This window comes from Mesorhizobium sp. WSM4306 (assembly GCF_007003975.1).
Taxonomy (GTDB): Bacteria; Pseudomonadota; Alphaproteobacteria; order Rhizobiales; family Rhizobiaceae; genus Mesorhizobium.
The window spans coordinates 97,060-111,113 of sequence record NZ_VFTC01000024.1; the positions used below are offsets into that span (position 1 = coordinate 97,060).

At 60.1% G+C, this 14,054-nt stretch carries 12 protein-coding genes; 5 read left to right on the forward strand and 7 right to left on the reverse strand.

Annotated elements, in window-relative coordinates; genetic code table 11:
* Window positions 1-81 precede the first annotated feature (81 nt).
* A complete protein-coding gene (locus tag FJV77_RS24330; RefSeq protein WP_142869135.1) occupies window positions 82-975 on the forward strand; it encodes an SDR family oxidoreductase in 894 nt (297 codons plus the stop codon).
* 13 nt (window positions 976-988) lie between these two features.
* Here FJV77_RS24330 and FJV77_RS24335 read toward each other — a convergent pair whose 3' ends face one another.
* The gene (locus tag FJV77_RS24335) at window positions 989-1,363 is read right to left on the reverse strand and encodes a hypothetical protein (protein ID WP_142869136.1); all 375 of its coding nucleotides are present in this window, start codon (window positions 1,361-1,363) and stop codon (window positions 989-991) included.
* A gap of 114 nt (window positions 1,364-1,477) precedes the next feature.
* Window positions 1,478-2,524: a class I SAM-dependent methyltransferase gene (locus FJV77_RS24340; protein ID WP_142869137.1), complete on the reverse strand. Its 1,047-nt coding sequence runs from the start codon at window positions 2,522-2,524 to the stop codon at window positions 1,478-1,480.
* Between the two features lie 266 nt (window positions 2,525-2,790).
* Between FJV77_RS24340 and FJV77_RS24345 the strand changes: the two genes are divergently transcribed.
* Window positions 2,791-4,770: a GGDEF domain-containing phosphodiesterase gene (locus tag FJV77_RS24345; protein WP_142869138.1), complete on the forward strand. Its 1,980-nt coding sequence runs from the start codon at window positions 2,791-2,793 to the stop codon at window positions 4,768-4,770.
* 191 nt (window positions 4,771-4,961) lie between these two features.
* Here the strand turns inward: FJV77_RS24345 and FJV77_RS24350 are convergent, their stop codons facing one another.
* From FJV77_RS24350 to FJV77_RS24365, 4 genes are all read right to left on the reverse strand, one after another.
* Window positions 4,962-5,165, reverse strand: a complete 204-nt coding sequence (locus tag FJV77_RS24350; protein ID WP_142869139.1) for a hypothetical protein — start codon at window positions 5,163-5,165, stop codon at window positions 4,962-4,964.
* A 601-nt stretch (window positions 5,166-5,766) separates the two neighbouring features.
* Window positions 5,767-5,967: a hypothetical protein gene (locus FJV77_RS24355; RefSeq protein ID WP_142869140.1), complete on the reverse strand. Its 201-nt coding sequence runs from the start codon at window positions 5,965-5,967 to the stop codon at window positions 5,767-5,769.
* 98 nt (window positions 5,968-6,065) lie between these two features.
* Entirely contained in the window at window positions 6,066-6,314 is a 249-nt protein-coding gene (locus FJV77_RS24360; protein ID WP_142869141.1) for a hypothetical protein, read from the reverse strand.
* 99 nt (window positions 6,315-6,413) lie between these two features.
* Window positions 6,414-7,124, reverse strand: a complete 711-nt coding sequence (locus tag FJV77_RS24365; protein WP_142869142.1) for a pentapeptide repeat-containing protein — start codon at window positions 7,122-7,124, stop codon at window positions 6,414-6,416.
* 1,193 nt (window positions 7,125-8,317) lie between these two features.
* Between FJV77_RS24365 and FJV77_RS24370 the strand changes: the two genes are divergently transcribed.
* On the forward strand, window positions 8,318-9,169 hold the full coding sequence (locus FJV77_RS24370; RefSeq protein ID WP_142869143.1) for an FHA domain-containing protein: 852 nt from the start codon (window positions 8,318-8,320) through the stop codon (window positions 9,167-9,169).
* 300 nt (window positions 9,170-9,469) lie between these two features.
* Here the strand turns inward: FJV77_RS24370 and FJV77_RS24375 are convergent, their stop codons facing one another.
* Window positions 9,470-10,630 (reverse strand): epoxide hydrolase family protein, encoded by a 1,161-nt coding sequence (locus tag FJV77_RS24375; protein WP_142869144.1) that lies wholly within the window; start codon window positions 10,628-10,630, stop codon window positions 9,470-9,472.
* Between the two features lie 818 nt (window positions 10,631-11,448).
* Here FJV77_RS24375 and FJV77_RS24380 point away from each other — a divergent pair.
* Both FJV77_RS24380 and FJV77_RS24385 read left to right on the forward strand, forming a co-directional pair.
* Window positions 11,449-12,405: a DUF1403 family protein gene (locus FJV77_RS24380; protein WP_063169437.1), complete on the forward strand. Its 957-nt coding sequence runs from the start codon at window positions 11,449-11,451 to the stop codon at window positions 12,403-12,405.
* A 2-nt stretch (window positions 12,406-12,407) separates the two neighbouring features.
* Complete coding sequence (locus tag FJV77_RS24385; protein WP_063169436.1) at window positions 12,408-13,070, forward strand: SMC-Scp complex subunit ScpB; 663 nt, start codon at window positions 12,408-12,410, stop codon at window positions 13,068-13,070.
* Window positions 13,071-14,054: the final 984 nt, after the last annotated feature.

A 14,054-nucleotide genomic window follows, 5' to 3' on the forward strand; every position in this document is an offset into this window, starting at 1 on the left:
TCGTATGATCTCAACCTTCTATCTCCTTCGGCATGCGGGGTGCCCCAAGCGGGCCTTCGACAAACCCGAGGAGAAATCATCATGCGTGTGTTCGTTACCGGTGCCACCGGTTTTGTCGGTTCGGCAATTGTGCGGGAGTTACTTCAGGCGGGCCATCAGGTGCTTGGCCTCGCGCGCTCGGAAGCGGGTGCGACGTCGATCGCCGCCGCAGGGGCCGAGGCGCATCGCGGCGATATCGAGGACCTGGACAGCCTGCGCAGCGGTGCCGCCCAGGCGGATGGCGTCATCCATACGGGCTTCAACCACGACTTTTCGAAATTCGCCGCCAGTTGCGCAGCCGACCAGCGCGCCATCGAAACGCTCGGCGCGGTGCTGGAAGGTTCGGAGCGGCCGCTGCTTGTCACCTCCGGCCTCGCCGGGTTTGCGCAGGGAAGGCCAGCGACCGAGGACGACAAACCCGCGCCTCCTTCCGTCGCCATGCCGCGCGCTTCCGAAGCGACGGCCATGGCGCTTGCCGCGCGCGGCGTGCGCGCATTGACGGTGCGGCTGGCGCCGACCGTCCATGGCGACGGTGACCACGGCTTCGTGCCGATGCTGATTGCCATCGCGCGTGAAAAGGGCGTCTCGGCCTATGTCGGCGACGGGATGAATCGCTGGGCTGCGGTGCACCGGTCCGATGCCGCCACGCTGTACAGGCTGGCGCTGGAGAAGGGCGCCGGCGGCGCCAGCTATCATGCCGTCGGCGAACAGGGCGTGGCGACCAGGGAGATCGCCGAGATCATCGGCCGCCGCCTCAATCTGCCGGTCGTTTCCAAGAGCCACGAGGAGGCGGCCGGGCACTTCGGCTTCCTCGGCCATTTCATAGGCAGGGACTTGTCGGCTTCCAGCGAGCAGACCCGCACTATGCTGGAATGGTTGCCGACCGGGCCGAGGCTCATGGCCGATCTCGACCGTGTCAGCTATTTCGAGAGCTGAACAGGGGTAGGGATCAGGGCCAATTGCGTTGCATGGCGTTTAGCGACAGCCAGGCGATCAGCGGCAGCGCCATCAGGATGGCCATCCGCAACGCCGCTGATCGCGCTCCGTCCATATCGCCGCGCCGGAGCCGCAGCCAGGCCTGCACGGCCGCGGCAAGAACGAACACGGCGTAGAGGCCGCCGGCAGCCCAGACGAGTTGCTCGCCCGTCACCGGAACACCGGCCCGATTCAACGCGTAGCCGATGGCGGCTCCCGGCATCGCGATGAAGAAGGCGACCGTGATGCCGATCAGGAAGCCGATCATCGCGCCGGCAAACGATGTTGCCGACGGCGCGACAAGCGCTGCCAGCAAGATGAGCAGGATGATGAATGCGCGCTGCGACACTGTCGGAAAACTCCGGCCACGGACGATTGAGTAGCAGCAAAGGCTTAGAAATCCGTTCTCGCCCATTGCCGATGCACCGGTGCATCAAACGGCAATCAGAACGCCCTTAGGCTCTTAGAGGTTGCCTTTCCTGACTTTGCCGTAAACGATATTTCGGTTCGAGCCATAATATACATGCGCTTCGAAAGAGCTCCCGCCGAGGGCGGCATTGATGATGTCCCACATGTCATCAGCCGACCGTAAGATGAGTGGCCAATCCATGAAGGTCTCCATGTAACCATCCGTCGTGATCTCGTCGCTGAAATTGGCAAACAGGAATTCGCCACCAGGCTTGACGAGTTCCATGGCTCTTTGCAGCAGGCGGACGCCAGTGGCGCGCGGCAGGTAATCGTAAAGCCCCGATGCGTAGACGAGATCGAATGTGCCAAGAGCGTAGGCGCGGCGAAGGATGCCGCGTACAGAGCCGTGGATCGCCTCGACTGCCGTGCCGGCAAAGTCGTGGTTCACAGTGGCTACGCTGACGGGGTCCTGGTCCAGGCCGACCCAACGTTGCAATTTACGCTTGGCCAACGCGTCGGAGCGTTCGGCTTCCCGCAGGTGGCCGCAGGCAATCGCCAGCACCTCCGCCTTTTCCACACTGCTGGCCGTCTCGTCCACCGTCCTGGCCAGAATATCCCGCCGCTCGCGCCCCGCCACCGAACTGGCAGCTTCACTGGTGTACGCGTAAATTTGCCGACCAAGTGAGGTCGATGAAGCCACGATATCGTCGGCAGTGGGATGCTTGTAGTAAATGTCCAGCAAGCCTGCATCGCCAGAATACCCGCGCGGTTTTTCGACCGACCAACGGGTGAACGGGTCCTGGATCAAGTATTCCGCGACCCGGTGCTGCTGAGCCAAAGGGACGAGTTTCTGCCAGACCGCGGGAGCAACCTGCCGGCGGAGCTTATGGAGCCTGCCTGCCAGGCGGTCGACGGTGAGGGCGGCCGGTTTGTGCCGCGCGAAGGCTTGATAAGCAAGATCCAGTATCAGGGCGAGCTGGACCGCGCTGTTCCTCAACTCGTCGGAGTCGGCCGTCCCTTCAGAGGTAGGGGCATGTCTTTTCATCAGTCTGGTGGTGACGAGGCTGTATTCGTCGAGCTGCAATTTTTGGTCGATAGGCATGCCGTGTCTCCGGTTTACCCCGCCCGGTCCACGGCAAACAGCATAGGTGTGTCGCGGCATGATGCGAACTATTTTAATAAAATTCTAATAAAACTTTAGCCAATTGAGTGGTCATCCACCCTCCTGAACCGGCTAAATCCAAACCGCCTGTTTACCGTCGGTTAGCGACATCCGACTTTTCCTGCGGACAGTGGCGCCTTCATTCTCCGACGGCGGGCAACCTCGGCTATTGCATTCGCGACTGCAGATCGCAGAGGAGTGTTGCAATGCAACTGAGCGAGGACATTGCCCAGAAGGTGGCGGTTGCAATTGCACGCCCGCGGTGGCATTCGGCCGATCCGGAACTCCTGGCACTGTTCCTGCAGAAAGATGCCGATGAAAATCGCAGTCTCGTGCGATGGGGTATTGCGGCTGCTGTACTCAGCTATGTGGCCTATGGCCTCTTCGATTGGTTTCTTTTTCCGGATATCGCCGATCGGCTTGTTTTGACCCGCGTTACGCTTGGGCTCACTTCCTTGGCGCTTGTCGAATTTGTCGCCCGACGGGGCTTCGCCCTTGCCACCTTGCACCTTGTAGCAGCGCTGGCGATTGTATCCGGTGCCCTTGGATGGCTCGTATCCGCTCTTGGAACAGAGCATCAAGAAGCCCTCTCCCATTTCATGATTTTTGGCACCGTATTTATCCTCGGTGCGAATTTGTTCTTCAACTTCCGGTTTTGGCTTTCAGCCATTGCCTCCGCGACGGTCGCCGCAAGCTTTGTGTGCGCCGCGCTGTTCTTCCTCCAGGCCGACATCGTGGGCCGGGTCGTGCTGTCGGCCTATTTCGTGAATTGTCTGGTGTTGTCGCTGTATCTTTCCTGGCGACTTAGCCTGGAGCGGTACCAGACTTTCCTGCACGCACTTCGGGCACAGTTCCAGGAGCAGGCTGCGATAAGGAAGGGGCAGAAGCTAACCGAGATCGCGGACACGGATCCGCTCACGGGGATGAAAAACCGGAGGGCGATCATTCGAGAGTTCTCGGAGCTGCGCGAAGACTGGGCCGCGGACGACGACGAGATAGGCCTCATTCTGATCGACGTCGACTACTTCAAAAGGTTCAATGACGGACTTGGTCATCAAGCCGGCGACGATTGTCTGATCAAACTCGCCCAGGTCCTTTCCGAAATGGCGGCTTCGAACAACGCCGTCGCGGCACGCTATGGCGGAGAAGAATTCGTCATTCTCTGCAAGGTCACCGGACGGGCTCACCTTCACGAAATAACGCAGCAATTTTGTCGCGCTGTGGAGAACTTGGACATCTACCACCCTGATCGGGGTGACAAGCTCAACATTGTCACGATCAGTGCCGGAGCCTCGTTGACGCGCGCCGATCAGAGCATAGAACTTCGAATCTTGCTGCAGGAAGCTGACCGCGCGCTCTACGCGTCCAAGTTTGCGGGTCGGGCTACGTTCACAATTTACGACCCGCACGCCACCGGCCGGGATCGCTCCGGCGAAAATCTCTCAGAACTGCTGAAGCTGGCAGTTTCCAACCAGCTCGTTTCTGTCGCTTACCAGCCAATTTGCGACCTGGCGTCTGGACGAGTGCTGGGCCACGAGACTCTGATGCGGGTATGTGACTTCGACGGTACCATGATCAGTCCGTCCGTATTCATACCTGTTGCCGAGCAAACCGGCGCGATAGTGGAACTGGGTACGTGGCTGGTCGATCGAGCCTGCGGTGACATGGCCGAATACGAATTGGGCTCGGTCGTGACCGTGAACGTATCTGTTTTTCAGCTCAAGGTTCCGAACTTTTCACTCCGGATCACCGAAATCCTTGGTCGGCACGGCCTCGCGCCACAGAAACTGGCCATCGAAATCACCGAAGGCAGTGACATCTTTCTGGAGGCGCAAGCGGTAAGAAACGTGGAGCGGCTGCGAAAATTGGGCGTTCAGATTTGGCTGGACGATTTCGGAACGGGATTTGCTGGCCTTACATGGCTCCGCCGTTTCAAATTCGACGTGGTCAAGATCGACCGCAGCTTCCTCCACGATTGCCAGACGTCTCATGGCCTTAGCCTGTTGCGGGACATGGTCGGACTGCTTCGCAATCTCGGCCATGTCGTGCTCGCCGAGGGCGTTGAAACGGAAGAGCAGTACATATTGTTGCAGCGCCTGGGGGTAGATTTGATGCAGGGCTTCCTCACCGGGCATCCGATCCCGATCGAAGAAGTAAACCAAATCAGGCAAGGCCTCGTCGCCTAGTGGCCGCCGATCGGGCGCTGGCTGCTACGCAACAAGGCGTCACCGCCGCACGGTCATTCCGGGCCATAGCTGGACAAGCAGGAGGGCTTTCCCGCGGTATGGCGTTGCAGTGCATGGCGCTGGCCACAGGCGATCGTCAGGACGCGCGGACGCCTCGGCGGCGTAGGAACCCCGCCGGCCGCCTGGCGGGCCTATTGCGCCCTCTGTCTCTTGGCTTGCGCGGCAATAGCGCAGAGGAAAGCCAGTGCGGCAGCGTCACATGCCCTCCGCGACGGTCCTTTGGCGAAGAGCACGGCGTCCGCAATTGGGATCGTAAGGCCGTACTTTTGGGCGAAAGAGGTGATTTCGTACGGCTGATCGTCAGACGGATGGCGGATGTCGAATTCGAAATCCATGTGTCTAGTTCCTCCCAGTTTGCGCCCTTCCACTCCTTGGCCTGATGCAAAAATTAAACTACCGACGCATCACGCGAGTCCAGCAATTGGAAATTGAGTAAAACGATACACTTTCCGGTCGCGCCAACATTGGCAGACAGCGGTCGGCATGCGCGCTGGCGAGGCTACTGGCGGCCCAGTGGTCAGGGGCGGGGGGCTTGGGGTTTGACCACCGGGCCTAACCGGCGTGAGGGTGCCGGCTGGCAAGAGATCATATTACATTAGGCAAGCCTAAACAAACGCGCCGGGATGATCGTGCTATAATCCCGCATGGCCGTCCGAATGTTGGCTGTCCTGGCGCTTCTTTTCGCCTTCGCCTACGGATTCGCAAAACTGGTGGAACGTTATGGCGGAGTTGGCGATCGGCCCTCTGCGTGTGAGCAATTGACTGATTGCCCCAACCCGAACGCGGCGCCTGCCGGCTGATTCCGGTGGGGCATCTTGCCTATCCAGGCCTCAGCCAAGCGGCGCGTCAATATTTGATTTTTCTCGCTCCCTTGGGCCAAGCCCATCCGACACAGGTCTCGCGACGTCCCTGACCAAATGATGGATCGCACTCGGCTCATGCGTCGCGTATGCCGTGAAGAATTCCATCGACTTGTGCGACCTGATAAATCTCGCGGAAGTTCTGGGACATCAGCTCGTCATTATCGTCGAACGGATTCAACATGACATGTTCCATTCGCTCTACGGCGTCCGGGAACCTCGCGACGTAGGCTTTTAGGAATTCCTCGATCTGTTCGTCGCGGAAATGCTTGCCCATAGTCTCCTCACGAAAAGGCGCAAGCGAAACAGCATATAGGCGCCCATGCCGGCCATCAGGAGGCAAGCGGCTGCTCCGAGCGGGACGAGGTTCAATCGTCAACCAAGGACGTTAGCGCGAAAGTGATCCACGACCTGAACCGTCCTCACTGCGATCGCCCGAGTCGTCTGATCGTCGCTCAACGCCATGGCCTCAGACGGCTGAACCGCGAGATCAAACACCTGCTCCAAAAACTCGCGCGACGTGCCAGACTTTTTCAGCATGATGAGAAGCGCCTGAAGGATCTGTTGCGCTCCTGTTGCCTGCGCCCAAGCATTTGCGAGTATCTCGTGCTCACGTTCAGTCATCGCCGCCTCCCAGATTGATGCGCTAAAGCATGATGGGCAAGCTTCGCCCCCGCAAGGGCGCGCTTGGCGATTTCAGCCCCGGCAGCGACAGGGCCGAGCCTATGGCTCGCTACAGGGCCAATCTTCAGGCCTCGTCAAGCCAGAAGGCAACTCGGTCCGGGCGTCTCCGCAAGCCATGTTGAGCTGCCACTGGGATAGACCCGCCGAATTGGAAAGATCGAGGCCCTCGATACGGGTCAGAAAGAGAAAAGCGCGGTCAAAGTCAATCGGCGCGGTGAACGTCGCTCCTCGGAAGTCCGCCCGCGCGAGATTGGCAAACGAAAAGCGGCTGCCGCTGATATCGGCGTCATGGAACTGCGCCCGACCCAATTCCGCCTTTGTGAAATCAACATTGGTCAGATTGGCGTCCTGGAAATTCGAGCGCTGCACTTCCGCGCCCGTAAACACAGCGCCCTGCGCGTCCATATGGCTGAAGTCGGTCCTGTAGGCCTCGATTTTGTCGAACCGGGCGCCTTTGGCGGTCGAGTCGGCCAGGGAAGCACGCACAAGCGTTGCCTTCTCAAAATTTGCCGCAAGGAGATTGCTGTTCCTGAGGTCGGTCGAAGTGAAATCAACACCGATCAGGTTCGCCCCGCTCAGGTCCTGTCCTTTTAGGATGAGAAGCTTTTTGTCACAGTCCTGCCAATCGACGCCAGGCGCCGCGGCTGTGTCGCAATTTTGAGCGGCAGCGGCGTTCTGCCAAGCAAATACAATGCAAAGCGCTAGAACCAAGCCGGATGTGCCGTAAGCTCCGGTTCGTCTCAAAGTCATTGTTGCTGGACCTCCGCCACTCGCCGACAATCAACCTTACCACATCTGCTGACACTCGAAAGCGACGGCATTTTGCCCGCTAATCCCGCTAGCCCCACCGCCAAATGAAAAGCCCGCCACCGGCCGGTGTTTTTCACGGTGGTTCCTGATTGCGAGGGCATCCAGGCCAATCGCGAGTGGAAGCCGACCTTCGAGAGAGGCTTAGGGGACTTCAGTCTTAGTTGAGCTATCGCCAATACGCCTGTAGCTTTGGCAGTGCGGGAGACTCGAATACCAAATGTCCATGGTGGCTTCGGGCCTGTTCGCCGCATCGTCGGAGGCTGTCCTAAGTGCTCTTAACTGTATTGCGGGAAAAGCTGGTTTGCGAATGCGGTCGCACCGGGTATTTGAAACTGCGAGAAGACGACCAACCTCTCAGCGGCACCTGGGAATCCTATAGCTTGGAGGGTTTCGAGGGCAGCAGCCTGACGATCACCAGTTCGGGAAGTATTCCGGGCGACAAGTTGGCCTATCTCCGTCCTTTGTGTCCTCAATGCAGTCAGTGGGGCAAGGTGAAGTATGCCAGCCGTGCCTGAGCCGCAAGAACCATCTACATAGTCAGCGTGTTCGACAAGCCGCGCTGGCGTAACGTCCCGACCACCCCAATTTATCCTCGGCGGTCGCCAGACAGCGTTCATACGCCTCCTTTGGCGTCTCGGCTGTTGCAGTGCCGATAGATATTGCCGCGACAACTAAGGGATAGACCGCTGCCCTCATGATGCAGCATCGCGCGCGCAAGCTTCGCCCCGCAAGGGTGTGCTCGACGATTTCAGAGATGTTCCAGGGAAAAGGGCCGGCACCGTTGGGGTATGTTTGGGTGGGCTCCTGGGGGTGGCGCCGGCCTTAAGGCGGAAATGAGGTCCGCCGCCAGGATAGGCTAACAGACGGGCCACAGTTGCATATGGTGTGATCGCGGAAGTCACGGGCCTCGCCGGCAGCGCCGGCACCATAACCGCGAGAATGGCCATCAGAAGGCAGGCGACCATGCCGACCATGTCGCGCTGCCTGTAGCGCCAGGCCGTGCTGCCGTGCATTGTACAACGCAAAGCATCAAGGACTCGGGGACGGTGGCAAGTTCAGTTAAGAGTTAAGCCGGTGCCGGAGCTTTAGGATTATGGATCAGGAAAGAGTTCTTGCCGCAGTCCTCTTAGCCGATGTGGTGGGCAGCACGCCGCTCTGAGCGCATCGGCGACGATGCCGCTCTGCAGCAGGTCTCGGATTGCCTAGACGCGATACGCGAGATCGCCGCCCGGCACGGCGGTGATTTCATTCACTCGAAGGGCGATGACGTGCTTAGCCTGTTCGAGAGGCCAGAGGCGGCGCTGAGGGCCGTCCGTCAAATTGTCGGCCAGCTGACGAAAGGGTCGCTGACCACCCGGATCGGATTGCACTTCGGGGCGGTTATTCGCACGCGGGGCGAAGTATTCGGCGACGTTGTCAATGTCACCGCGAGGTTGTCCACCACGGCCAACCCGGGGGAGGTGCTGATCAGCCAGAGCTTTTTCGAAGCCCTTTCCTCAGAGGGCCGCGGTTCCTTGCGGCTCATCGACAAAATGCCATTCAAGGGGAAGGAAGAGCCCTTCGACGTCTATACCCTGGGTAGCGACGATGGGGCCGCCCTCACTACGCAGATCGCCAACCGGGGCACCATTATCGACAGGCGGTTCGCCCCGCCAAGGCACATCAATCTAATCATCCGCTATGGAGATCAGTTGCGATCCTGCCGCAACAACGAATTCGTGACCGTCGGCCGATCTCCTGAATGCAATATCGTCGTCCCGCGCCCCTGGGTCTCAAGACACCACGCGACCTTCACCATTTCGAACGGCAGGGCGGGGCTTGTTGAGCGAAGCTCGTCGGGCACATTTGTGTCGACTGGACCCGACCATGAAGTGTTCGTGCGCCGTGAAGCCGTTCTCCTGTTCGGCTCCGGCGTCATCTCGCCTGGACGGAGGTCGTCCCTCAGCGACGCTCAGATCCTTAGCTACGAAATTATCTCAGGCTGACCCGGCGAAGGCGGCCAGTAAGCCAGTCAAACAACCGGGATTTCCTTTTGGGGGCGGTCTTCCGGCATGTCGCGCTGCCTGTAGCGGAAGACCGCGCTGGCAAGCATCAAGGCGATGATGGCAGCGATGCAGAGAATACCAGTGCAAGGGCCGAAAGGCGCTACCCAGCCGTAAGGGGAAATGGAGGCAAGTGACGTCGACAACTATCCTGCAAAATCAATCTGTCAGGAGAGAAATCTGGCGGGCCACGACCGACGATGATGAGCACTATGTCTACGCCATAGCCCTCTAACGTGCATGTCAGGGTGACGGACGCATAGGGCGGAAGAAGGCGCGAATATCGTCGGCCAGCAGCGCCGGCTGCTCCATTGCGGCGAAATGGCCGCCCTTGGGCATGATCGTCCATCGGCTTACGTCGAAGACGCGCTCGACCCATGAACGGGGCGGCATCGACAGCTCGCGCGGAAACAGGGCTACGCCGAGCGGTGGAATGATGCGCTCGGCGCCTTCGAAGGAAAGGGGACGAAGCCGATTTTCCTTATAAAGCCGCAAAGATGCCTCGATGGTGTTGCTGAACCAATAGAGGGAAATGTCGGTGAGAAGCGCATCCATCGTGAAGATGCGCTCGACATCGCCGTCGCAATCACTCCACGCGCGAAACTTTTCGGCAATCCACGCCGCCAGCCCGACAGGCGAATCCGTAAGTGCGTAGGCGAGCGTCAGCGGCTTCGTGCCCTGTATCTGAGCATAGGCGCCCTCAGCGCCGGCCCACGACGCCGCTCTATCCAGGAAGGCCTGTTCCTCCGGTGTCACAGTGGGGGAACCTGTTCCGATCGGCGGCCGATAGCTTCCGGGGATGTAGTTGACGTGAACGCCTGTAACGCTTTCGGGGAACAGTCGTGCCAGCCATGTCGAAACGCCGGCGCCGATATCACCGCCCTGCGTTCCGAAGTGATCATAGCCCAGCCCACGCATCAGATTTAGCCATAGTTCGGCGATCTGCCTGGAGCTTACGCCCGCATCTGTGGGCGCTTGCGAAAAGCCAAACCCCGGCAAGGAAGGCACGACGACGTGGAAGGCGTCCGCCGGATCGCCACCATAAGCCGCCGGATCCGCCAGCATTGGAATGATAAGTTCCATCTCGACGAAGGAACCCGGCCAGCCATGCGTGAGGATGAGAGGCAGCGGCGCCGGACCGGTACCCGGTTGGTGAACGAAGTGGATGTCGAGCCCGTCGATCGCCGCCTTATACTGCGGCAGCTGGTTGAGCCGGGTCTCCTGAGCCCGCCAGTCAAATCGATTTTGCCAGTGATCCGCCAGTCGCTCGATAAAGGCGAGGCTTGTGCCATCGTCCCACGCCTCACGATCGAGACTGGCCGGCAAGCGTGCCGCGAGGAGGCGACGCTGCAGATCCGCAAGTCGCGAATCAGCGATATCGATCTCGAAGGGGCGGACTTCCATATGCGGCTTCCTTGCATATCAAGCGGCGATCCATCGTTGAGTGGATCGAAGCGTCACGGTCAGTGATACTGAGAACGCATCCCGTGCGGCAATCGGCGATCGTTGGGTAGCTATCTCGCAGAATATCGCACTATGGCATGCAATCGGCGGGATGGCGGAGAGGGAGGGATTCCCTTTCACCTCTATGATACTGAAAATACTAGTCTTTTCGCGCTTTTTGTTACACAGTTTGTTACACAGCTACAACTACGATTTATAACCGCTCTAAGCTCGCAGCTTTTGGGCTCGCCTGCCCAATCCATCCGATCTGTCGAAACCGATGGCTTGTAGGACACTCCCGCGTGTGTACGTTGGGGCTTGGGTCAGAAGGTGACCCACAGCAAAGACGGGAGCGCCGCAGCGCAAAAGATCTCATCGGTCAAGGAACAGATAGTGAAGTAGCCTGTGACAATCGGCGCCAGCATCACCTCCAAAGCCGACCAGGAAAAACCCGCAAAAAACGTCGCCCTCAGATACCCCGTCGGCAATGAATATGGGACCGAAGTTGCGCGGCAGATCGGGCGTTAGATGCCTTCATGACATCTGAACCTGAGCAGGCTCCTACGCCGCGAGCCGGCACATTTCCGAACGGAGTTTCGTCCGGCTGCGCAAAAAGGTGCCCTGTCGAGACTTACTTGTTGGCCAAATGGCTTAGCAGGGACGAACTCGTGAAGAGATTGATAATGCAACACTATCAGTCGTTGTGCTGATCCGACAGGCTGTGCGTTTTGGCACGAAAATCATGGCGAAAAGCGCACCGGCACTTTACTCTCCAAATTATGATTCGCCTCGATCCCGCGACCGCCAGCTCCTCTGCGCCGCCCTCCGTTCCCGCGTGGGCGATCACAAGCGCCGGCGCGCCGAGTGACGGCGACGCCGCCTTCCGGGCCGGCGCCGCCCTGGGTGCCCTCGACACGCTCGCCCGCGCGCAGGCAGCCTGGGCCGGCGCTTGGCGGCAGCGGCTGGCGGTTCGCTGCGCCGCCTCCAGCATGCGGCTCGCCGGCCGCGCCGAGGATGCGGCCGCCTTGCGCGATGCCTGGCATTTGCGTCCCCTACGTGCTGACCCCGGTCCCGCAGGCGCCGTCTTTGGCGCCTGGCGGCAGTTGGCCAGGCAGCCGCCCGCCGCTACGCCCGGCCGGCTCGGGAAGATACTCGACCAGCTTGGCCTCCATTGGGACGGCGCCGCGCTCGCCGACCTTTGCACGCAGATCGAAAAACTCGGGGTATCCCAGCGGTCGGCGCCATTCGACGCCGCGGCGATCGCCGCTGAGGTCGTCGCCATGCGTCCCGATGCCGAAGTCTTTGGCTGGTGGCTCGCCGACCTGGTACTGGCGCAACGCCTGGGCTGGCCGCAGCCCCTGCCGCTCCTAATGGCGCAGGGTTTTGGACCATCTTTCCGCACCGAGGCCGGCGGTGGCCGGCGCATCCGGCCCGGGGACAAGAATTTTGAGCGGGCGGTTTGCATCGCGCTCGTCGCGGCCGCCGCGGACGCTTGTCGGTTGGCCGCCGAGCTGTCGCGCCGGGCCGAAAAACTCCTGGCGGTGGCGCCGAAACTGCGCGCCAAAGGCGCCGGCGACGTAATCTTTCTGCTGCTCAGTGAAGACGCCGTGTCCGGATCGCTGACGACGGACAATCTGTCGCGCTTTGCATCGCGACGGCTGTTCGAACGGCTGCAGCAACTGGAGGTCGTGCGCGAGCTCTCCGGCCGCCCCACATTCCGGCTGTTCGGGCTGTAGCGATGAGCGAAGCGTCCGCCCGCCGCAAGCCAAACGATCAGCCGGCGCTGCTCGACACCGAACTGGAACATCTGCCGCCGGAGCTGCGCTGGTGCGAATGGATGGCCCGCGTCGAAGCGGTGATCTTTGCGGCAAATGAACCGGTGACACGTAGTGTCCTCGCGCGGGTGGTGGGAAAAAACTGCAATATCGAGCTGATCATCGACGACATTCGCGCCGAACTCGCCGGCCGCCCTTACGAGCTGGTCGCGGTCGCCGGCGGCTGGCAGCACCGGACCAAAAAGGTTTTTGGCGACGCCATTCACGCAGCCTTCGGCACGGCAGCGGGCGAGGGAGCAAAAGAACTGTCGCAGGCGGAGGCGCTTGTCTTGATGTGCATTGCCTATTTCCAGCCGATCACCCGTGGCGAGCTGTCGAGCTTTTTCGGCAAGGAGGTGTCACGTGACCTGATCGGCGTGCTGCGCGCTGAGCAGCTGGTCGCCTCGGGGCCGCGCAGCCCGCAGCCGGGCGCGCCCTACACCTATGTGACGACCAAAACTTTTCTGTCGCAGTTCGGGCTCGACACGCTGCGCCAGCTGCCGGATTTCGAGGCGCTCGAGGACGCCGGGCTGCTGTCGAAGGAGAAGCTGCTGGATCATCCCAGGGTTTGCAGATATCGACGATGATGGCGCCAGCGCCGCGCTCGACGAATAGATGATCCCATCACGGCGGGACACACGCGATCTCGCCGCTCGTCACATAGAAGATTGCGCCACGCACGCCGTCTGGTCTCGCCGGCTGGGTCCTTCGCGTGACGGAAGGGAGGTGGCGGCACGCGTCCGCTTGTCGATGAAGGATAAGCGAACAGGCAATTGATCGAGCCTGGTCGCACATGTCGATCACCATTGAGAGCTCTCGAAGGGAGAAAGTTCAATTGAACCACGTCTACCTTGAGCTTCTCGCGACGATTGAGGCGTTAAGATCCAGCCCATCGGGGCGACCATTCAGACGCTGATGGACAAGGTTCGCGACCTTTCACAGACGATCAAAGCCCTGAAAGACGATCTCCACCAGACAGCCGGCTATGGCCTGCTAAGAACCTAGCCAGCCGGCGAGTGCCCATCCCGGCCATTGTCAGCGAGGCGGCCATCCCAACAAGATCGCCTTGCCGCCACCGCCAATGGCGGATGCTGACAGCAGCGCCATAAGAACGCCAACGTAGATGGGGAAGATCATCCTCGGGCTATTCGTCCTTCCAAATGACAGTCTTCCCCCGAAAATCCCAATGAAATTTGAGGTTGGCTTTCAGTACCTCGGTGGGGATCCTCGGCTCGATCGCTGTGTGGAGAGCGTTATACGTTTCTCGGCAGAAGCTCGGCGGCGGGACATTCAGCTTGTACCCCGACGGGTACCTAAAATCTTGCTGAGAATTCATCAGGTCAAGGTTGTTGGCAATCATCTTCACGTTCCCAATCGGCGGCATTCCTAGGGCCACTGCGGCTTCGTAAATGTCCTCGATCTTGTGACCGAAGCCGAGCCGGAGACCGCGTTTCGACACGCCCTTTGAAGCTAGATACGCTTTCAAGAGGAGTTCTAGGTGTGAGCTTTCGAGAGGTTGTCCATTCGGACCGGACCGAGGAGACTGGAGTTACCACGCTTCAGCATCCATC

Bases quoted from the DNA above. Each gene is read 5' to 3' on its own strand.
- FJV77_RS24330 (WP_142869135.1), top strand. From the start codon at position 82: ATGCGTGTGTTCGTTACCGGTGCCACCGGTTTTGTCGGTTCGGCAATT.
- FJV77_RS24340 (WP_142869137.1), bottom strand. From the start codon at position 2,524: ATGCCTATCGACCAAAAATTGCAGCTCGACGAATACAGCCTCGTCACC.
- FJV77_RS24345 (WP_142869138.1), top strand. From the start codon at position 2,791: ATGCAACTGAGCGAGGACATTGCCCAGAAGGTGGCGGTTGCAATTGCA.
- FJV77_RS24350 (WP_142869139.1), bottom strand. From the start codon at position 5,165: ATGGATTTCGAATTCGACATCCGCCATCCGTCTGACGATCAGCCGTAC.
- FJV77_RS24355 (WP_142869140.1), bottom strand. From the start codon at position 5,967: ATGGGCAAGCATTTCCGCGACGAACAGATCGAGGAATTCCTAAAAGCC.
- FJV77_RS24360 (WP_142869141.1), bottom strand. From the start codon at position 6,314: ATGACTGAACGTGAGCACGAGATACTCGCAAATGCTTGGGCGCAGGCA.
- FJV77_RS24365 (WP_142869142.1), bottom strand. From the start codon at position 7,124: ATGACTTTGAGACGAACCGGAGCTTACGGCACATCCGGCTTGGTTCTA.
- FJV77_RS24370 (WP_142869143.1), top strand. From the start codon at position 8,318: ATGTGGTGGGCAGCACGCCGCTCTGAGCGCATCGGCGACGATGCCGCT.
- FJV77_RS24375 (WP_142869144.1), bottom strand. From the start codon at position 10,630: ATGGAAGTCCGCCCCTTCGAGATCGATATCGCTGATTCGCGACTTGCG.
- FJV77_RS24380 (WP_063169437.1), top strand. From the start codon at position 11,449: ATGATTCGCCTCGATCCCGCGACCGCCAGCTCCTCTGCGCCGCCCTCC.
- FJV77_RS24385 (WP_063169436.1), top strand. From the start codon at position 12,408: ATGAGCGAAGCGTCCGCCCGCCGCAAGCCAAACGATCAGCCGGCGCTG.